The sequence below is a fragment of the Pseudomonadota bacterium genome, assembly GCA_039818985.1.
Lineage (GTDB): Bacteria > Pseudomonadota > Alphaproteobacteria > Sphingomonadales > Sphingomonadaceae > Alterisphingorhabdus.
Window position 1 is genome coordinate 2,238,878 of the sequence record JBCBSU010000001.1, and the last position, 17,637, is coordinate 2,256,514.

The 17,637-nt window shown below is 59.2% G+C and carries 23 protein-coding genes; 5 read left to right on the plus strand and 18 right to left on the minus strand.

Translation table 11 applies throughout. The annotated features are described in order from the left end of the window. The first annotated feature begins 72 nt into the window (after nucleotides 1-72). The 5 genes from AAFX04_10630 to AAFX04_10650 are packed head-to-tail and all read left to right on the plus strand — an operon-like array spanning nucleotide 73 to nucleotide 5,441. A complete protein-coding gene (locus tag AAFX04_10630) occupies nucleotides 73-351 on the plus strand; it encodes a flagellar biosynthetic protein FliQ (GenBank protein MEO1045885.1) in 279 nt (92 codons plus the stop codon). Then, nucleotides 348-1,109: a flagellar biosynthetic protein FliR gene (locus tag AAFX04_10635; protein MEO1045886.1), complete on the plus strand. Its 762-nt coding sequence runs from the start codon at nucleotides 348-350 to the stop codon at nucleotides 1,107-1,109. The genes AAFX04_10630 and AAFX04_10635 overlap by 4 nt, the downstream gene beginning before the upstream one ends. After that, nucleotides 1,109-2,203, plus strand: a complete 1,095-nt coding sequence (locus AAFX04_10640) for an EscU/YscU/HrcU family type III secretion system export apparatus switch protein (protein ID MEO1045887.1) — start codon at nucleotides 1,109-1,111, stop codon at nucleotides 2,201-2,203. The genes AAFX04_10635 and AAFX04_10640 overlap by 1 nt, the downstream gene beginning before the upstream one ends. Beyond that, nucleotides 2,200-4,251 carry a flagellar biosynthesis protein FlhA gene (locus AAFX04_10645; GenBank protein ID MEO1045888.1) on the plus strand — a complete coding sequence of 684 codons (2,052 nt, stop codon included), beginning with the start codon at nucleotides 2,200-2,202 and terminating at the stop codon, nucleotides 4,249-4,251. Before AAFX04_10640 ends, AAFX04_10645 begins: the two co-directional genes overlap by 4 nt. Before the next feature lie 38 nt (nucleotides 4,252-4,289). Beyond that, entirely contained in the window at nucleotides 4,290-5,441 is a 1,152-nt protein-coding gene (locus tag AAFX04_10650; protein MEO1045889.1) for a tetratricopeptide repeat protein, read from the plus strand. Between the two features lie 21 nt (nucleotides 5,442-5,462). Here AAFX04_10650 and AAFX04_10655 read toward each other — a convergent pair whose 3' ends face one another. From AAFX04_10655 to AAFX04_10740, 18 genes are read right to left on the minus strand one after another with little or no spacing between them, the layout of a single operon-like run. Further along, entirely contained in the window at nucleotides 5,463-5,807 is a 345-nt protein-coding gene (locus AAFX04_10655; GenBank protein ID MEO1045890.1) for a hypothetical protein, read from the minus strand. Between the two features lie 22 nt (nucleotides 5,808-5,829). Then, entirely contained in the window at nucleotides 5,830-6,408 is a 579-nt protein-coding gene (locus tag AAFX04_10660) for a hypothetical protein (GenBank protein ID MEO1045891.1), read from the minus strand. Between the two features lie 29 nt (nucleotides 6,409-6,437). Further along, the gene (locus AAFX04_10665; protein MEO1045892.1) at nucleotides 6,438-7,169 is read right to left on the minus strand and encodes a sigma-70 family RNA polymerase sigma factor; all 732 of its coding nucleotides are present in this window, start codon (nucleotides 7,167-7,169) and stop codon (nucleotides 6,438-6,440) included. A gap of 20 nt (nucleotides 7,170-7,189) precedes the next feature. Further along, complete coding sequence (fliP, locus tag AAFX04_10670; protein MEO1045893.1) at nucleotides 7,190-7,927, minus strand: flagellar type III secretion system pore protein FliP; 738 nt, start codon at nucleotides 7,925-7,927, stop codon at nucleotides 7,190-7,192. After that, on the minus strand, nucleotides 7,914-8,321 hold the full coding sequence (locus tag AAFX04_10675; GenBank protein ID MEO1045894.1) for a hypothetical protein: 408 nt from the start codon (nucleotides 8,319-8,321) through the stop codon (nucleotides 7,914-7,916). Before AAFX04_10675 ends, fliP begins: the two co-directional genes overlap by 14 nt. Before the next feature lie 39 nt (nucleotides 8,322-8,360). Beyond that, nucleotides 8,361-8,708, minus strand: a complete 348-nt coding sequence (locus tag AAFX04_10680; GenBank protein ID MEO1045895.1) for a FliM/FliN family flagellar motor switch protein — start codon at nucleotides 8,706-8,708, stop codon at nucleotides 8,361-8,363. A 26-nt stretch (nucleotides 8,709-8,734) separates the two neighbouring features. Beyond that, a complete protein-coding gene (locus AAFX04_10685) occupies nucleotides 8,735-9,577 on the minus strand; it encodes a FliM/FliN family flagellar motor switch protein (protein MEO1045896.1) in 843 nt (280 codons plus the stop codon). Further along, on the minus strand, nucleotides 9,577-10,752 hold the full coding sequence (locus tag AAFX04_10690) for a flagellar hook-basal body complex protein (protein MEO1045897.1): 1,176 nt from the start codon (nucleotides 10,750-10,752) through the stop codon (nucleotides 9,577-9,579). Before AAFX04_10690 ends, AAFX04_10685 begins: the two co-directional genes overlap by 1 nt. A gap of 3 nt (nucleotides 10,753-10,755) precedes the next feature. Next, nucleotides 10,756-11,211, minus strand: coding sequence for a flagellar hook capping FlgD N-terminal domain-containing protein (locus tag AAFX04_10695; protein ID MEO1045898.1), 456 nt, complete (start codon nucleotides 11,209-11,211; stop codon nucleotides 10,756-10,758). 3 nt (nucleotides 11,212-11,214) lie between these two features. Then, on the minus strand, nucleotides 11,215-12,144 hold the full coding sequence (locus tag AAFX04_10700; protein MEO1045899.1) for a hypothetical protein: 930 nt from the start codon (nucleotides 12,142-12,144) through the stop codon (nucleotides 11,215-11,217). Beyond that, the gene (locus AAFX04_10705) at nucleotides 12,134-12,595 is read right to left on the minus strand and encodes a hypothetical protein (protein MEO1045900.1); all 462 of its coding nucleotides are present in this window, start codon (nucleotides 12,593-12,595) and stop codon (nucleotides 12,134-12,136) included. The genes AAFX04_10700 and AAFX04_10705 overlap by 11 nt, the downstream gene beginning before the upstream one ends. Beyond that, nucleotides 12,592-13,941 carry a FliI/YscN family ATPase gene (locus AAFX04_10710; protein MEO1045901.1) on the minus strand — a complete coding sequence of 450 codons (1,350 nt, stop codon included), beginning with the start codon at nucleotides 13,939-13,941 and terminating at the stop codon, nucleotides 12,592-12,594. Before AAFX04_10710 ends, AAFX04_10705 begins: the two co-directional genes overlap by 4 nt. Beyond that, nucleotides 13,938-14,693, minus strand: coding sequence for a hypothetical protein (locus AAFX04_10715; protein MEO1045902.1), 756 nt, complete (start codon nucleotides 14,691-14,693; stop codon nucleotides 13,938-13,940). Before AAFX04_10715 ends, AAFX04_10710 begins: the two co-directional genes overlap by 4 nt. Before the next feature lie 2 nt (nucleotides 14,694-14,695). Continuing rightward, the gene (locus AAFX04_10720; protein ID MEO1045903.1) at nucleotides 14,696-15,193 is read right to left on the minus strand and encodes a hypothetical protein; all 498 of its coding nucleotides are present in this window, start codon (nucleotides 15,191-15,193) and stop codon (nucleotides 14,696-14,698) included. Next, the gene (fliF, locus tag AAFX04_10725; GenBank protein ID MEO1045904.1) at nucleotides 15,190-16,518 is read right to left on the minus strand and encodes a flagellar basal-body MS-ring/collar protein FliF; all 1,329 of its coding nucleotides are present in this window, start codon (nucleotides 16,516-16,518) and stop codon (nucleotides 15,190-15,192) included. The genes AAFX04_10720 and fliF overlap by 4 nt, the downstream gene beginning before the upstream one ends. A gap of 7 nt (nucleotides 16,519-16,525) precedes the next feature. Then, on the minus strand, nucleotides 16,526-16,846 hold the full coding sequence (gene fliE / locus AAFX04_10730; protein ID MEO1045905.1) for a flagellar hook-basal body complex protein FliE: 321 nt from the start codon (nucleotides 16,844-16,846) through the stop codon (nucleotides 16,526-16,528). Further along, nucleotides 16,843-17,274: a flagellar basal body rod protein FlgC gene (flgC, locus tag AAFX04_10735; GenBank protein MEO1045906.1), complete on the minus strand. Its 432-nt coding sequence runs from the start codon at nucleotides 17,272-17,274 to the stop codon at nucleotides 16,843-16,845. The genes fliE and flgC overlap by 4 nt, the downstream gene beginning before the upstream one ends. After that, on the minus strand, nucleotides 17,271-17,627 hold the full coding sequence (locus AAFX04_10740; GenBank protein ID MEO1045907.1) for a hypothetical protein: 357 nt from the start codon (nucleotides 17,625-17,627) through the stop codon (nucleotides 17,271-17,273). Before AAFX04_10740 ends, flgC begins: the two co-directional genes overlap by 4 nt. Between the last annotated feature and the right edge of the window lie 10 nt (nucleotides 17,628-17,637).

Below are 17,637 nucleotides of genomic sequence, written 5' to 3' on the forward strand. Positions count from 1 at the left end.
TTTTTCGGTCAAGATAAAGGCAGCGAAAGGGGCTGTCGCCGCACCGGCGCGATCGACCAGAGGAAGCAGGGAATGACCGCTGATCGGGCGTTGAGTTTCATCAATGAACTGCTGTGGAACGCAGTCATAATCGGCGGTCCGATACTGGGCGCTATTTTGCTTGTCGGACTGCTGGTCAGCATCTTGCAGGTCGCGACGCAAATTCAGGAAATAACCCTTAGCTTCGTGCCCAAGCTGATAGTCGCCGCCGCGATCATGATCGCGCTGGGGCCGTGGATGGTCAGCCTGATCACCCAGTTCGCAATCTCTATGTACATGACCATCCCGTCCATAGGCAGGCCAGGCCTGTGATCGACCATTTCGAAAGCTGGGTGATGACGGTGTTGTTGCTTGGTCTGCGTATCGGGCCACTCTTCATCTTTGCGCCACCATTCACCCTGTTGCGCATTCCGGTCAGCGTTCGCCTCGTGCTCAGTCTGGCGATCAGCATGTGGTTGACCGGACTGCATCCGCAAAACAGTTATCTCGCACCATTCGCAGAACACGGCATCCTGGCGACAGCTGCGGGTGAGCTTTTGCTCGGCGCATCCATAGCCCTGTCGTTTCAGGTTGTTTTTGCAGCGCTCTACACTGCGGGACGCACCATAGACGTACAGGCAGGTTTCGGCTTGGCGACGCTGATCGAACCGGCGACGCGCTCGCGCACCCCGCTTATAGGAACGCTGTTCGCCTATATTGCCGGGATTTTCTTCTTTACCATGAACGGACCGGTGGAGATGCTCGCCCTCTGGTCGGCATCACTGAACAATATCGCGCTTGGATCGGCCATACTTACAGCCGATCCCGGTCTGTTGATGGGCCATATCGCGACCAGCTTCACCATCGCCTTTGGATTGGCCGCCGTGGTTCTGTTGGCGCTTTTCCTTACCGACATGACGGTTGCAGCAATGGCCAAGACCCTGCCGCAAATGCATGTCATGCTGCTCGGTTTCCAGATCAAGGCAATGCTGCTGCTGATCATGCTGCCGATCAGCATTACCTCCGGTGCGACGCTGTTCCTCAGATTGATCCGGCTGGCGCTGGACAATGCCGGCATGGTGGTACGCTGATGGAGCAAAATGAGCAGGACAAATCGGAAGAACCAACGCCGTTCAAGCTGCGAAAGGCGCGCGAAAAAGGCCAGGTCGCGCGTGGCATGGACCTTGGCTTTCTTTCGGTCATCATTGCATTTCTAGGCTTTTTCATGGTTTTTGGCGGCCCCTATATGACAGCCCTGGCCATGAACACGCGCCATGTACTGAGCCTGCCGGTGCACAGCCATAGCGACCCGCTGGCGCTGGTCGATCTGCTGCAGAATATGACAATGCGTTTCTTCTGGCCGCTGCTCGCGCTATTCGCCATCACCATCACCATCGTGGTGTTTTTCGAAATCGTGCAGCTTCGCGGCTTTCTGTTTTCCACCCATCCGCTGAAACCCGATTTCACCAAGCTCAACCCGGCTAAGGGTCTGAAGCGACTCTTCTCCATGAAGATGCTCAAGGAAACGCTGAAAAACATCGTCAAACTGGTGGTTTATGCCACTGTATCGGGACTGGTTGTTCATTATGGCGTGCAGCAATATGCCCATAGCATGCGCGATGCCGACCGGCTGGTCGATGCGATGCAGCTATCGGCGTTACGGCTGTTGCTGGCCTTCGCCGTTTGCGCTGCCTTTTTCGTGGTGCTTGACCAGATCATCGCGCGGCAGGAATATCGCAAGCAGATGCGGATGAGCCGGCGCGAGGTTACCCGCGAGAACAAGGATCGCGAAGGTGATCCACGGCTGAAGCAGAAGCGCAAATCGCTCCATGCCGATTTCACCCAGTCCAGCGGCAATATCGCCGATGTCGCCGGCGCCGATGTGGTGATCGTCAACCCGGAGCATTTTGCCGTGGCCCTGCGCTATGATCCGGAGCAGATGGAAGCGCCGCAGCTCGTCGCAAGGGGTCGCAACCATTTTGCTCTGGCGATCAAGCAGATCGCCTGGCGCAACAGCGTCACCATCATCGAGAACAGACCATTGGCGCAGGGTCTGTACAAGGCGTGCAAGCCCGGGGCGATGATTCCCGAGGCCTATTATCGCGATGTTGTCAGCATCTATCTCCGGCTGCCGCACAAGAAGCGATCGCAGGAGAGTGACAGCCAGAGGGAGCACAGCTCGTGATCGGCAAACTGCTCGGTGAATCGCGTGACCTGGCACTGGTGATCGGCACCATCATCATCCTGCTTATCCTGTTTTCGCCGATCCCTCCTTTCGTTCTTGATCTGGCGATCATCATCAATTTCGGCCTTGGCCTGACGATCCTGCTGCTGACATTCTATGTCGCAAAGCCGGTCGAATTCTCGACCTTTCCCTCGCTGCTGCTGGTCGCAACGCTGTTTCGGCTTGCGCTCAATGTCGCGGCTACCCGGCTTATCCTCACCGGTGCAGATGCCGGCGATGTTATCGGCTCGATCGGCAGCTATGCGGTGCAGGGCAATTTCGTCATCGGCCTCGTCGTATTCTTCATCCTGGTGGTGGTGCAATATGTCGTAATCACCTCCGGTGCCCAGCGCGTATCAGAGGTCGCTGCGCGGTTCACTCTCGATTCCATGCCGGGCCAGCAAATGAGCATCGATGCCGATCTCAACATGGGCCTGATCGACCAGAAGGAAGCGATTGCGCGACGCCGGGAATTGGAGAAAGAGGCGAATTTCTATGGTTCGATGGATGGTGCCAGTAAATTCGTCAAGGGGGATGCCATTGCCGGCATCATCATCCTGCTGATCGATATCATTGCCGGCTGGATTGTCGGTGTGGTGCAGATGGACATGAGCTGGATCGACGCACTGCAGCATTTCACCCTGCTTACCATCGGCGATGGCATTGCAACCCAGCTTCCGGCGCTGATCATCTCGATTGCCACCGGCATCATTGTCACCCGCTCAGCGGCCGATCGCGAGCTTGGCACCGAGGTGCTGACACAACTCAGCTCTGTGCCGCGGATTCCGGTGATCGTCACCGCAGCGTTATTATTGCTGATGCTGTTGCCCGGCATGCCGAAATGGCCGATTGTGATCATCATCATGTTGCTTGGCCTTGTCTGGTGGCGCATACGACGCCAGCGGCAATCGGGCGAAGCCGAGGATAGACTTGATGATACGTCCGAAGAGACTGATGGTGTCGATGTCGCTGCCGTGCCTCTACCAATAGAGATTGGTCTCGGCCCGGCATTGCATGATCAGTGGCATGGCGAGGCGGCGATTATCAGCAGCCGGGTCGGCACATTGAGACGCGAATTTACCGAGCAGTTCGGCTTCGGCTTCGCAGAGGTCAAGCTGAGACAGGATTCGCGCCTGAAACCGCAAGGCTATGCCATTAGGCTGTCCGGCGTACCGCATGGCGAAGGAGAAATATTGAGCGACAAGCTGCTGGCGGTGCGCAGCGAAAACGTCATGAAGGACCTCGATGGCATAAGCGCCACCGATCCGGCGTTCGGATTACCGGCCTATTGGATCGATGAAGATCTCCGACAAGAAGCGGACAGCCTGGGCTATACGCTGGTCGATCCGATGACGGTGCTGATCACGCATCTCAGCGAAACATTGAAGAGCGAGGTCGACAGCCTGCTAACACGCAACGATGTTGTGCAGATGCTCGAAGGCGTGCGCAGTCGCCAAGCCGGCATGATCGAGGATCTGATCCCCAACATCATGGCCGTGGCCGATGTCCAGCGCGTGATGCAAAGGCTGCTGGAAGAGAATGTATCGATCGCCAATACCGACCTCATCGCCGAAACGCTGGTCGATACCGGTCGTCAGACCAAGGATATCGCGACCCTGACCGAGCATGTGCGGCAACGGATGAAAAACGCCATCTGCCACCGGTTGCGTGGCGACCATGCGGAATTGGCAGTGCTCAGCCTCGATCCACGCTATGAACACCGGATCATGACCAATGTCGGCAATGCCGGGAGTGAGCCGCCCGCATCTGCGGTGGTAGAGCCGTCACTTGCAGAGAAGCTTTTGCGCAAGCTGCTGCCGCTGACCGAGGCCATGGGACGCGAAGGCCGTAATCCGGTGTTGCTGTGCGGCCCGGAATTGCGCCGCCATTTGCGCGCGCTGACGCGACGAAGCATCCCCAGGCTGGCGGTGCTTTCGGTCGATGAGATCCCGATGAAGATCGCGCTGCAATCCTTCGCCGTGGTGGAGTATGACGATGACAGCGGATGACGATAGTCAGCAACTAATGACCCTGCATGGAGCAGAATATGACCGACAATAAGGCAATGGCGCTACAGCGACTGGAATGGCTGAAGGACGATCCCGGCAATATGACGCTGCGGCTAGACACATTGACGCTGGCCCTCAACAATCGACTGTTGGATATTGCGGATCAGCTGATCAGAACCACACCGGAAAGTGACAGGGATAACCCCAATCTACGCAATCTCTCCGGGTTGCTGGCGCTGAAGCGCGGCGATGCGGCAGCCGCCATTGCGCATTTCGAGAGCCTGCACGATGCTGGTATCGTCAACGATGCAACACGCTTCAACCTGGCCTGGTGCCACGCACTTGAGGGTCGGCATGAGGAGGCACTCGCGCTGCTGTCGGACGAACTGGCGGAAGCCTTGCCGCAAGCCGCGGCGCTGCGGGTACAGACGCTGCACACTGCCGGGCAGTTCGAGACAGCGCAGGAGCAGGCAAAAGCGCTGATGACGGTGCATCCCGAAGATCGCGGGCTGATGGCTGCAATATCAACGCTTGCGCTCGATATGGCAGACAGGTCACTGGCGCTGACCAGTGCAAAAAAGGCCGGTGAACATCCCGATGCCCTGACGACGCTTGGGCTGCTGCATCTGGAGGCAAACCGGACCGAAGAAGCCGAGCGCGAATTTGCCAGGGCGCTGGCATTAAATGACCGTCAGGCTAGGGCATGGATCGGTCAGGGGCTGGCGCGCTTACGCAACGGCTTTCATGAAGCAGCAGCACAGGATCTCGACTGCGGTGCCAGACTGTTCGGCACCCATCTCGGTTCGTGGCTGGCCGCCGGCTGGGCCTATTTCTCTGCAGGAGACCTTCAGACATGCCGTGCTCGCTTCACCACGGCGATGGATATAGATCCCAATTTTGCCGAAAGCCATGGGTCACTGGCGGTGCTGAACCTTGTAGAAGGCGACAGCGAAGCGGCTGAACGCCAGTGCGAGGTGGCGTTTCGTCTCAATCGCCAATGCTTCTCGGCCACGCTGGCAAAGAGCATCATGCTCGAAGCTGCCGGCGACACCGGAAAAGCACAGGCACTGGTCGCACGGGCCATGGCACATCCGATCGATGCCGAGGGCCGAAGCCTCGGCGCAATGCTGTCGGGGCTGACGGGCGGTGGCGCAGGTAGCGTGATTTTTGGTGCAAATCCGCTGCACTGACCGAACACGAAACAGCAATATCTATTCGGTCATCCGGTCAACCACCCGGTCTAGCAACCGCTGCGTTTCGGCATCGCTGCGCAGCAGCATCAGCACCCGGTCGACGACATTCTGAAAGCGCGCGTCATTGGCCACGCCATCACCAAATTCCTCGAGCAGCAACCCTTCTATCAGCGCCCGATGCAACCGCTCCGGCGCAGCCTGTTTCAGAGCGTCCAGACGCTGCAGCGCCGACAGCCTATCACTGTCGGCGCTGCCATCACCGGCAGACGTTTTGGGCCTGACCGCCTTTCGGGTCTTGGATAAGCGCTCCAGCTGTTGCCGTACCAGGGCGATAAGCTGCTGATTCTGGTCGATACGGGTCATGCTGTCTCGCTTTATCGTCCGGTCACGGCTGTTTGGGTTTTGCGAGCTGATTGATCAGCAACGATGTCGAAGACAGTTCGGTCTCTCCCCCCGCCGCTTGCGCTGGTGCAGCCTGCGGTTCGGCCATAGCCATCAGATCTGCGCACTTGTCGATAATCAGCTGCATGTCATGATTAAGCGGCGGATTGTCGCGGTTAAGGCTGATGCCCTGACGCAAAGTGGCAATCGTCGCCGTGAACTCGTCGGCAATCAGATGATGCAGCCCGGTAACGAACAGCCGCAAATAGTGATTTTTCGGCAGACTCTCCAGTCTGTTCCAATGGTCCCTGGCCGCTTCGGCATCCCCCGAAGAAAGCGCAAAAAAGCCCAGCTGGAACCGGGCGATATGAAATTCCGGGTCGAGCGCAACCGCGTGCTGCATCAATTGCAGCGCCTCGACCTTGCGATCAGTGGCCGCTAGCAGCGATCCGCGCAGGAAGTACAGCCGGGCATCATCCGGAAAACGGTCAATAGCACTGTCCAGCTCGGCCAGCCCCTGCACATCGTCTGAATCGATCAATTGCAGCAACTGGCGGATGTCATCATCCGGGCAAAAGGTCATTATATCGTTCTCCTCATTATACAATCCTATCATATTTTCCCTAGCCTTTGGCGCAGGCCCGACAGCGCTTCGCGATGCAGCTGCGATATGCGTCCTGCGCTGAGCTTCAACAGCTTTGCGATCTGGCGGAAACTGACGCCGTTCTGATAGTGCTGGCGGATGATGAAAGGCTTGGGCGGCGGCAGATCATCAACCGCGCCATCCAGCCGCTCCATCGTCGACTTCCACAGCAGCTGGTCATAGCCATTGCGCAGATCGCTGGGCTGGCTTTCATCAACATAGATGCGTGTGCCCTCCAGCATCGCGCCGAGCGCCAGACCGACCGCCAGACGCCGCAGCGCGGCAAGCGGATCATCATCCTCACCGGTTGCCCCCTGTTTGAGATGCTCCAGCCTTTCCCTTTCTGCCAGATAATAGTGTCGCGACTGGCGCGCCACTTCGCTCATACTGGCAATACCATCGGCAATATGGCCGGTAATGCGCCGCCGGGCATAAGCGGTGAAGGGTATCCGGCGCGTCGGGTCAAACCGGTTGATCGCCTGCAGCAAAGCTTCCATTGCCCATTGCTCCAGATCGGCCCTGTCATAATTGTCATTGCGCCGACGGTGATATTCTCGCGCGGCAATCTTCTTGGCAAAAGGCAGATAGAGTGTGAACAGGCGCTGCCGCGCGTCATCCTCATCCCGCACCGCAATGCGATACCAGAGATCGGCCTCCGTCCACATCGGATCATGGACAAGCGCGAGGCCTTTTCCCGTCACCCGCCCTTTGCCCAGGATCGTCATTGAAAGCTACCGAGTACACCCTGCAGCACCAGCGACCAGCCATCGATGAGGACGAACATCAATATCTTGATCGGCAGGGAAATTGTCGCGGGTGGCACCATCATCATGCCGAGCGAGAGCAAGACACTGGAAACCACAAGGTCGATCAGCAAGAACGGCAGGAAGATGACAAAGCCGATCATGAACGCGACACGCAGTTCGTTGAGCAGGAATGCCGGTATCAGCTTGAGCATGTCGACATCGTCGGCGGTGGCCGGAACAGGTTCTCGCGAAATGGCGTATATCGTCTCGATGTCCTGGTCGCGCACTTGCCGCAGCATGAAGCTGCGCAGCGGCGCGGTGCCATCTTCAATCGCCACCGACAGCTCTTTCTTGTCATCCAGAAAGGGTTGTACCGCCTCGTCATTGAGCGCCGTCAGCGTCGGACCCATGGAAAATAGCGAAAGAAACAGTGCAAGGCTGATCAGCACCTGGTTCGGTGGCGTTTCCGGCATGCCAAAGGCATGGCGCACCATCGCCAGTACGATGACGATGCGGACGAAACTGGTCATGCTGATGAACAGCGCCGGAATAATTGCCATCAGAGTGAGTATCAGGGCTACCCGGACAGTGTCGGGGCTGTTTCCTGCAGCCGCGGTAATGCCCGCTACCGATGGCCCCAGTCCTCCGGATGCACCATTGGACGCGACCAACATCGCTGCGTCGGCAAGCAGCATCAGACTATCCGGCGACATGGGGCCAATCCACTATGCGGGTGTCGTCGCTGTCATGGCTGCCACAGACGGGCTGATCGGAGAGGATCTTGGCGTCCTGCGGACCGAGAAGCAGAAGATATTCCCGGTCATTATGCCGGATCACGCAACTGTCATAATGGGCATTGAGCCTGCGCGTCTCGACAATATTCAGCCCTGTTGCGGCGTCGCTGTCGCGGAGAAAACCCGCGAGCGGCATTTTGCCGCCAGCATGACCATGCCGACGCCGCAACCACAATATGACACCAATGGCCACGATCAGACACAGCACCAGCGCAAGCACGACCCGCAGCACCGGTATATCCGGCGCGGCACCGCCGCCAAGCTGTTGTCCCAGCGCAGCGCTGACAGACATCATCAGAGCCGCCAGCGACACCGCGAAACACCGGAAAATCCGTATTGCCAAAGCCACGGCTTATCCGATCTCGGTCAGCCGGACGCCGAACTTGTCACCCACAGCAACCAGCTCGCCGCGCGCGATGAGACGATCCTTGAGCATCAGCGACACCAGATGGTTCAGTGTCGCGTCCAGCGTCACAACCGAACCGGATTGCAGCGCCAGCATGTCCGATACGGTTATCTCGGCACTACCGACCAGGGCATCAAGGCTGACCGGAATATCCTGTATCAGCTCCGGCCTTAGCGCCGGAGCATTGCCGCCTTCGGACGCAGGCTGTGCGCCATTGTCGCTCTGCCTGGTGTCGCCGGGTCCGGTATCGCTATCGGTGGCCTCGCCACCATTGGATTCGACCAAATCTGTCATAATGCCCCCTAAGGTGTGTTACGATTTCACGGTGTTTCACTATGGATAGCGAGGCGCACTGCATCGCCGTGGCGATCAATTTGCGCCCCTGTGGTCGGCAAAAGCAGATCATTCACGGTCAACTGCACCCGGTCTGCCATCATCCGGTCGAGTATGACCACATCGCCCGGTTCACATGCGGCAATCTCGGCCAGTGACAATGTTGCTCCGCCAATGCGCGCGCCGAGCGCTACGCAACTTGCCAGCAACGCATCGCCTCTGTCGGTGAGCGTTCTGTGGCAGCGGCTGGGGGGAATGGCGGCGCGGCTGTAATCGAGCAGGAAATCGTGCGCGATACCTATCTGCGCTATGTCCCGCCCCTGCTTGTCATGCAGCGCAGCGCTCCATTGTGCGGGCTGTGCTTGCGGGATTGCTGATGATCCTTGATCGCTATCGGCACTGTCCATGGATCTATTATCGTCAGGCATGGTCCGGCGAATGCGATCGCACAAATCATCAAGACAGGTGCTCGCAGCATCATCAACCGGTCTGCGATCGGCCGGTCGTGGCGAAAATCTGTCCCAGTCTATGCCGAACAGCTCTGCCGCGAGTATGTCACACCCCGATTGCGATATTGTGAGTGTCAGGCCTGGTTTGATCTGCCGCTTCTCTGCCCTGTCCGGCTTGTCGGCAACAGACGTACATTTATCGACGACGATGGGCTGTATCCGCCACGCGGCGAACCAGTCATCGGCCCAGGCATCGATATCCGCTGACAGCGTAGCGGCAAGCCTTACCGGATTCAGCGCCGTTTCGGGAAGCCAGGCGTGTATTTTCGGTGCATTGGCTATAGCAACACCATCACCGTAATGCAGGACCGGACCAGCCATTACTGCCCCCGGATTCCGAACAGTTGCTGAATCATGTCATTGGACACGCTGACGATCTGTGATGACGCCTGAAACCCCCGTTGGATCAGAATCAGCTCACCAAATTGTTCGGAAAGGTCGACATTGGATGCTTCCAGTCGCCCGGCAACAACCCTGCCGGCAGCAGGGTCATCGCTGGCGACCAGACGCCGTTCGCCGCGGCCATCATGGATAAACAGCCCGTCATCGGCACGCTGGAGCTGCTGCTGGTCGCGAAAATCGGCAATGGCAACCGCCGCAATATCCTCGGTCTCGCCGTTGGAATAGCGAATCTCGACCCGGCCCTGACCGTTCACTGTGACATTGGTGATGGTGCCGATACCATTGCCGTCTATCCCGGCGGCGCGCAGCGTCGATAGTTCACCGGAAGAGAAAGACGTTACATTTTCAGAGAAATCCAGGGTAACCGAAAGCCCGTCATTATTAGGATCATCAAATACCAGCTGGCTGCTGTCAGCGTCGACCTCCCCCTGGGTGAAACTGAGGCGTTGGGTACCGATTTCCTCATCTTCGTCATTGGTGACGATGACATCCCACGCATTGCCACCGGCATCACCGTCCCGCGCAAAGCGGACCTGCCACACATGCTCGACGCCATTGGCATCGAACACGACAAGATCACTTATGATCTGTTCGGTCGCCGTCGAAGAGAGGTTGTCGGCAAAGCGGATGGTGGTGGTCGCGACCGGCGCGTTTGTGCGGTTGCTGTCGATGTTGACGGCAACCGCTCTGCCGGCGTCATCGAGCACGGCAAGACGATAGTCGGTGCCTTCGAGGACAATAAAGCCCTCATTGTCTACGATAAAGCTGCCAGTACGGGTATAAAGGGTGCGATCACCATCGAGCAGCAGCAGAAAGCCCGATCCGTCGATCGCCAGATCGAGTCCATCGTCGGACTGTCTGAGATCGCCCTGCTGAAAGCTCACTTGCAGGTCATCGAGCCGCACACCGCCGCCCTGTGCACCTGATCCGAACAAGCCGACAGCACCATTGCCGCTGTTGAACTGGTCGCTGAAGCGCACCGACGTCGCCTTGAAACCGGAAGTGTTGAGATTGGCGACATTGTTGCTGATCGTCTGCAGACCATCGGAATAAGCCAGCAAACCGCTCAATCCTGTATATATCGCTCCGAACATGATCTATTCTCCTTGTCTGACCTGGGAAATAGCGGCGAGCCCGATATTGCTGATCGTCTGTCCATCGGCTGTCTCGATGGTGACGCGTGGTGCACCACTGTTGAAGCTGACCCCGGTGACAGTCCCGGACAGTGCGCTTTGGCCAGCCGGAATATCGACAATCTGGCCCAGCAGCGATGTCGCCTGCAAAATGCTCTGCGTCGCCAACAGCGTGTCGAACTTGTCGTTCAGATTCTGCGTCTGCTGGATCTGGGAAAATTGCGCCAACTGCGACACAAATTCGAAATTGTCCAACGGCTCCAGCGGGTCCTGGAATGTCAACTGGGTGAGAATGATCTGCAGCAGCGACTCAAAACTCAGACCGAATGCATCGGTCGCTGCCGAGGCATCGTTGTCGGTCTCGACATTTTGCGGCGGTGTGCTGTTGACCGGCTGGCCGGGAATGGGCGCGACCTGCATTGTCTATTCTCCTTCACTGTCAGAGGTTTCGAAACCGGTGTTGCGGCCGCTGTCATGTACGCCGTTGATCCACAGATCATAATTTCCCAGGCCCTGCTGGGCGACCAGCGAGCGCAATATGCTGCGCAGCGCCTCTTGGCTGGTCTCGTCGAGGCTTGTGCTATCGGCGACCAATTCCAGTCCATGACCACGTTCGCGAAGGATGATGCGCAGTGACCCCCGTTGCGGTGTCGCATAGACTGCGGCCTGACGGGCAATTGTCTCGGGGCGAAGTGCGGATGCCGGGTCCCTCGATTCCGGCGCGGCATCGACGGAGCGAACCGGGGCAGCGGATATCTCCAGTGCCGGGCTGATCGTTGGCATTGTCGCCGCGGCTGGTTGTGCAATGGCTTGACGGTCGTGAGAAATTACCAGATCGACAAGAGAGGGTTGCGCTGGATGCTGCACCAGCGACAGCGTTGCCGACACGCTGTCGCGAGAAGCCGGGAAGGCCGGTGTTCCCGATACCAGCGTTGCAGGACGCCTGGCAACTACCTGCCGTACCGCCGTCATATCGCTGCTGCGCAGCGCCGCAACAAGACCGCTGTCGTGCAACATCTCGGATAACCGCAATGCTTCGGATTCAGCTATTGGCCGCGATGGACGGGAGGCACTGGCCGGACCATCGGCGACGGGAGTGCCAAAAAAGCCGTTTTCATTAAATATATCGGCACGAAGCGAGCGCTTGCCACTTCCGGCTGGATCGTCCCGTGTGATTGTGTCGCCATCGGCAGCGGCCTGGGCCATCTGCTGCAATTGCGTATCGAGCTGTTGCAAAAATGGCGGATCAGACGCTGTCTGCCCTGCGGCAATATCTACCTGCACTGGCAAAGAGCTTTCGACCGCGATCATCGGCGGCAGGCCCGATGTGGTCATGGGGATATCAGCGCTCATAACTACGCTTCCTCACCATCTGCATTTCCGACATCTCGGCCATTTCGTGTTTCTCCAGTCTCTTCACCCGTTGCTTCGCTGCACGTTTCTCGATCGCCTCTGCGGCGCGGACATGGCTGTCGCTGTGACGCCAAAGCCGGGTCTTGCCCTCCACATTGTCCTGTGCACGACGCACGGCATCGCGGCCTTGCTGAAGCGCTGTATCCTGCTGCAAAAGGGCCTGTGCCAGTATCGGCATCATGCCGATATCCAGACCTCCGGCGCTTTGGTTATGCGCTTGCCACTGGCCGAGCAGTCTATCCCGCCTCGCTCTTAGTGCGACCTCCTCCTCGGTCAGCGCTTCCAGTCGGTAACGTGCCCGGTGCAGCTCGGCTTCGGCCTGCTGACGCTGGGCATTGCGGATGCCGGTAATGGCGCGTATCTCGCCAATCGGGGGACGTTGCGCCATCATGCGGCCTGCTCCAGCAATGCACCAAGCTCCTGCACCGCTGTTTCGACCGGTCTGTTGTCTTCGCGCGGCTGAGTCAGAAAGGCGCGCAGCCGGTCGCGCAGCGCTACCGCCCGATCAAGTTCCGCATTGCTGCCCTTGCGATACACCCCGCTTTCCACCAGCGTACGTGAATCCTCATAGACGGCGAACAGGCGGCGCACTTCGGCTGTGCTCCTGCGGGCCTGTTCGGACAAGATGCCGGATGCCTGACGGCTGATGCTGCGGCTGATATCAATCGCCGGAAACAGACCCTGTTCCGCCAATGTTCGTGACAGCACGATATGGCCATCGAGCACTGATTTCAGCATTTCCGATAGCGGGTCATCGACTTCGCTGTCCTCGGCCAGCACCGTGGCGATCAGGCTGATCGACCCGCTGCCGGCAACTGCACCACAGCGTTCGACAAAGCGCGGCAAGGCGGCAAAGACATTCGGGGTATAGGCCCGCAATGTAGGCGGTTCGCCTGCGGCAAGGCCGATTTCGCGCAACGCCATAGCCATGCGGGTCAAACTGTCGACGACCAACAGCACATGTTCGCCCCGGGCACGCCATTGCTCAGCCAGGGTCAGTGCAGTGTGCCCCGCGCGTGCGCGCAATGCGGCGCTTTCATCGGAGGTGGACACGATCAGGCTGTAGCGCTGCGGCACGTCCATGGTCTGGCACATCTGCCACATGCCATGCGCCTCATGGCCGCGCTCGCCGACAAGGCAGATGACCACCCGATCGACATCGGCCTGGCGCACAATCTGTCCGATCAGGCTGGTCTTGCCGACCCCCGCCGGGGCAAAGATACCGATGCGCTGGCCCTCAGCGAGCGCGGTAAACAGGTCAATGGCGCAAATACCGGTGCGCAGAGGCCGCCCGCTGGATATGCGCCGCAGCGCCTCGGGCATGATCGGTATGGGATCCGTCTTGTCCGATGCGAGCGGGCCCTGACCGTCCACCGGTCGGCCCAGCGCGTCGAGCGCGCGTCCGGCCGATGCTGTACTGCACAGGTCGTTCGCAGCGCAATGGCCTGTCACTCTTGCATGTGGCGAAATGGAAGCGCTGTTCTGTAGCGGGACCAGCACAATATGGTCATTCTCGATGGCGACAATCTGAGCATCCACCGCACCATCATCTACAGAGTGCCCGCCATCGTTTCCGGTCGTTGCGCTAGCGGCGGTGATGCGACAAAGGCTGCCGATTTTGCCGGCTGGCCCGGTCGCCTCGATATGCGTCGGGCTGACCTTGCGCACGCGACCATAATGACAGGCCAGATCATGATGCTCCAGCCGCGCCAGCAGATGATCGCGCAACCCGCTCATGAGGCTGGCTCCACGGTGTGACCGTCATCATCGCCTTTGTTCGGGAAATCATCGACAAAACCGGGGGCCAGCATGTCTCGGCACAGCGCCTTTAACGCATCCGTCTGCTCTCCCAGGCTGATATCGAGGCTGCCCAGATGCATGGCGATGGTACAATAGCCGGAGGGTCTGAGCGCATCCGTCTTGATTGTGCAGCGATCGGCGATCATGCTATCGTTGAGGGTCGCGACAGCGGCTTCATCCGGAAAGTCCTTGGCACTGACGGTTATTGATATCAGACTGGTATCCTGGAGCTGCCGCAGCTGCAGCTGCAACGCCTGGATCACCAGCGAAGCCGCGCTCGCCTCACCCTTTCTCTCTCCTGACCCGATGATCTTCTCCACCGCGGCACAGGCAAGTGCTACCGCCAGCGTCTCCATTTCGGCCAGGGTCTTGCGCCACTGCGCGACAGCATCGGCGCTCATGGCCGCTAGTTGCGCCAACCGCGCCGCACTGTCATCGGCGGCCTGTTCCAGCGCTTCCGCATAGGCTGTTTCACGCGCCTCGCTGCAGCGACGCTGATACTCCGTCTCGCGCTGCGCCTGCGCCTGCTGCAACGCCTGAATTTCTTCATACAGCGCCGCGTTCTGCCGACGCAGCGTCGTCATTTCCGGGTCCGGATCAATAGCGGTGCGGTCCGCCATATCGTCCTGGCTGTCAAGCGCACGAACCGGTTGCACCAATGGTTCGTGCCGTCCAGATTTGAGCAGCATCGTCACAGGCCTTTCCCATCCGGCCGCCTGGACAACCGTATCGAAGGCTGCGCGGTCATGCTCGCATCGCTCTGTACCTTGGGCCAGAGCCATTCACGCAGCCGCGCGAAAAATGACGGCGGCGGGTTATGAATGGGGGCAAGATGCTGCGATGTCAGTTTTAGTGGCATGTCGATGCGGACATTGTCTGCATCCTGGCTGGCAAGGGCGGCAGTCAGCGCATTGCGCGCCCGTTCGCTGGGCTCAAAGCCGCTGCGCAAAAACGGAAAGCCTGTACGCGCATCGTGATGCTTACAGGCCAGCAGCCATGGCGCAACATGTCGTGCCGCTGCAGAAGCTTCACTGTCCCGCATATCCGCATGGTCTTCGCGCGCAAGCGCCGCAAGAAAAGCCTTGCGACTGTCTGCCGGCAAGGCCCCAATTATCCGCTCCCGTTCTTCCCGGGAACAGCCATTATAGGCCGCAACCAGCTCGGCCACCATTTCCGCGCGCGCGCTCATAGTGCCTCGCTGCTTTCCGGGAAGAATGTGATGATCCGTTCGACCAGCGCATCGCCATGACCGGACTCCATGCGCTGCGCCTGGCGGCGCCTGCGGACGATGATGATTGCGATCACGCCGGCTATGGCCGCCACAAACGCGGCGATCATAAGCGCCATATTGCGCGAAGACGCCGGTACCGCTGTGCTGACCGCATGACGTACTGACTGGCCTGTATGTGCGCCTGTACGAGGAGCAACTGCCTGGCTATCCGTCGCGGCAACATCCTTGGTGAGCATGTCATGCGTGGCGAAGACAAGACTGTCTCCGGCATCATCGCGAAAGCCGACAGCCTCGCGAATCGCAGGGGCCAATAGGGAAGTCTCTTCGCGGTTGAGCCGGGACCGGGTAACCAGCCGCAATTGCAGGCTGTAGTTGCGCTGCAATGACGGCGAAGGAAGGCCTGTGCCGGATGGTTCGGCCGATATGTTATCGGGCGAAGCCGTGTCCGGTACGGTTTCGTCCTGTCCATCCGGAACAGGTGTTGGCTGGGGGATGATGTCGCCCAGGCTGACCATGATATCTACCGACAGCCCGGGTATCACCGTTTCGACCGCCCGGGCGATGCGGGCGCGATAGTAATCGGCGATGGCGGCGCGTTCGGCATCCCGTGGCGGGAGTGGTTGCGCCACGCCGGAACCCGCCGCATCGAGCAGCCGGCCGGTTTCATCCAGCACTGTAACATCATCCAGGGCCAGACCATTGACCGATGATGCAACTAGCTGACGGATGCCCGATACGCTGCGCCGGTCGACAGTCCGGCCCTTGCGTTTGGTAATAGTCACCGCTGCCTTGGGCCGGGTCTTGTCATCGCGAAAGATGGTACGCTGTGGCAAGGCCAGATGGACCCGCGCATGATCGACTTCCTGCATCAGTATGATGGTGCGCGCCAGTTCCCCTTGCAGCGCGCGTTGATAGTTGATCTTCTGAGCGAATTCGGTGAGTCCCATATCGGACTCATTGAACAGTTCGAACCCGATAACGCCGCCCAGCGGCATATCCGACCCTGCCATGGCAATACGCGTCTCGGCAATCTGGTCATCAGGCACCAGGATCGTCGTTTCATTATCGCCGATACGATAGGCGATGTTGCGCGCTTCGAGCTGTTCTACGATCTTCGCCGCATCCGCCGGACGCAGATCGGAATAGAGTATCCCGTAGCTTTGGCGGAACAGCAGGAAATATGTCGCGAAAATGAGCACCAGGACGATGGTCAGCATCGCCAGCGCAATGCCTGCCTGTCGCCCCGGTGGCATCTCTCTCAACTGTTGCAGAATCCTACCCATGGCCGGCTCACATCTGCATGTTCATGATTTCGCGATACCCTTCGACCAGCCGGGTGCGAAACTGCATCATCAGTTCGACCGACAGCCGCGCCTCTTCCAGCGCAAAGGTCACTTGATGCAGCGGAACATCATCACCGATGGCGAAGCTGCGGACCAGCCGGTTGGCCTGGTCGACCTTGTCCTCGACCTGCGCAACCGCCCCGGTCATCATGTCGGTAAAATTCGCCCCGGGCGACGGGGCGGTCTGGGGCAGCGCCTGGCCGAGTGGCAGCGTGGTCGGCTGGGTTTCCGCACCCGCCTGAATCGCGGCTATTGCCTCAATCGTCATAGCTGCCTCCCCAGATCGAGCGCCCGCGCATTCATCTGCAGCGCCAGGTTCATCGCCACCAGATTGGCCTCATAGGCGCGTGATGTGCGGATCATGCCGGTCATCTGGCGCGCATGGTCGATATCGGGATAACTGACAAAACCGGCCTCATCGGCATGCGGATGGGTTGGTTCATGGACCCGCCGCACGGCACTGCGCTGGGCCTCTATGCCATAGACCTCGACCCCCTGAAGCTGTTCGGCACGGCGCTCACTGAGCATCGTATCGAACCTCGCTTTGGGGCCAGAGACCAGCTGCATCGGGCGATAGACATCGCCCTCGGCGGTCCGGGTGGTGTTGATATTGGCGAGATTCTGGGCGATCACCTGTAACCGCTGCCATTCAATATCAAGGCCGGACATGCTGATTTCGGCTGCCTGCATGGTCATTGCACTCCCTTGATGACGATATGGTCGAGTTGCATCTGGCGGTTGAGAAGGTCGAGCAACGCGGCATAACGGCCCTGGGTCATGCGCGCGGTCGCCAATTCCATATCCATGCGTACCGTCTGGCCGGCGGCGCTGGCACCCGGCGGCAGAGGCCGTGATTCAAGCTCTGGTGCGACCTTCGCAATGGCGTCGAGTCCCTGGTCGCTCGCGGCGCGCAACGCATCCTCAAAGCGCACCATCATCGGTACAAATCCGGGCGTCTGGCTATTGGCGATATTGTCAGCCGTCGCCGTCATGCGCATGGTAAGGCCGTCAAGCGCCTTGTTGATCAATGCTGCCGATACTGCATCCATGGATCATCCC

What these genes read in the sequence shown, in the direction of transcription:
- AAFX04_10690 (MEO1045897.1), bottom strand. Translation starts at nt 10,752, where the DNA reads ATGTTCGGAGCGATATATACAGGATTGAGCGGTTTGCTGGCTTATTCC.
- AAFX04_10705 (MEO1045900.1), bottom strand. Translation starts at nt 12,595, where the DNA reads ATGATGGCGCAACGTCCCCCGATTGGCGAGATACGCGCCATTACCGGC.
- AAFX04_10650 (MEO1045889.1), top strand. Translation starts at nt 4,290, where the DNA reads ATGACCGACAATAAGGCAATGGCGCTACAGCGACTGGAATGGCTGAAG.
- flgC (MEO1045906.1), bottom strand. Translation starts at nt 17,274, where the DNA reads ATGACCATGCAGGCAGCCGAAATCAGCATGTCCGGCCTTGATATTGAA.
- AAFX04_10700 (MEO1045899.1), bottom strand. Translation starts at nt 12,144, where the DNA reads ATGAGCGCTGATATCCCCATGACCACATCGGGCCTGCCGCCGATGATC.
- AAFX04_10715 (MEO1045902.1), bottom strand. Translation starts at nt 14,693, where the DNA reads ATGCTGCTCAAATCTGGACGGCACGAACCATTGGTGCAACCGGTTCGT.
- AAFX04_10680 (MEO1045895.1), bottom strand. Translation starts at nt 8,708, where the DNA reads ATGACAGATTTGGTCGAATCCAATGGTGGCGAGGCCACCGATAGCGAT.
- fliE (MEO1045905.1), bottom strand. Translation starts at nt 16,846, where the DNA reads ATGACGATTGAGGCAATAGCCGCGATTCAGGCGGGTGCGGAAACCCAG.
- AAFX04_10695 (MEO1045898.1), bottom strand. Translation starts at nt 11,211, where the DNA reads ATGCAGGTCGCGCCCATTCCCGGCCAGCCGGTCAACAGCACACCGCCG.
- AAFX04_10710 (MEO1045901.1), bottom strand. Translation starts at nt 13,941, where the DNA reads ATGAGCGGGTTGCGCGATCATCTGCTGGCGCGGCTGGAGCATCATGAT.
- AAFX04_10740 (MEO1045907.1), bottom strand. Translation starts at nt 17,627, where the DNA reads ATGGATGCAGTATCGGCAGCATTGATCAACAAGGCGCTTGACGGCCTT.
- AAFX04_10720 (MEO1045903.1), bottom strand. Translation starts at nt 15,193, where the DNA reads ATGAGCGCGCGCGCGGAAATGGTGGCCGAGCTGGTTGCGGCCTATAAT.
- fliP (MEO1045893.1), bottom strand. Translation starts at nt 7,927, where the DNA reads ATGTCGCCGGATAGTCTGATGCTGCTTGCCGACGCAGCGATGTTGGTC.
- AAFX04_10655 (MEO1045890.1), bottom strand. Translation starts at nt 5,807, where the DNA reads ATGACCCGTATCGACCAGAATCAGCAGCTTATCGCCCTGGTACGGCAA.
- AAFX04_10630 (MEO1045885.1), top strand. Translation starts at nt 73, where the DNA reads ATGACCGCTGATCGGGCGTTGAGTTTCATCAATGAACTGCTGTGGAAC.
- fliF (MEO1045904.1), bottom strand. Translation starts at nt 16,518, where the DNA reads ATGGGTAGGATTCTGCAACAGTTGAGAGAGATGCCACCGGGGCGACAG.
- AAFX04_10660 (MEO1045891.1), bottom strand. Translation starts at nt 6,408, where the DNA reads ATGACCTTTTGCCCGGATGATGACATCCGCCAGTTGCTGCAATTGATC.
- AAFX04_10685 (MEO1045896.1), bottom strand. Translation starts at nt 9,577, where the DNA reads ATGGCTGGTCCGGTCCTGCATTACGGTGATGGTGTTGCTATAGCCAAT.
- AAFX04_10640 (MEO1045887.1), top strand. Translation starts at nt 1,109, where the DNA reads ATGGAGCAAAATGAGCAGGACAAATCGGAAGAACCAACGCCGTTCAAG.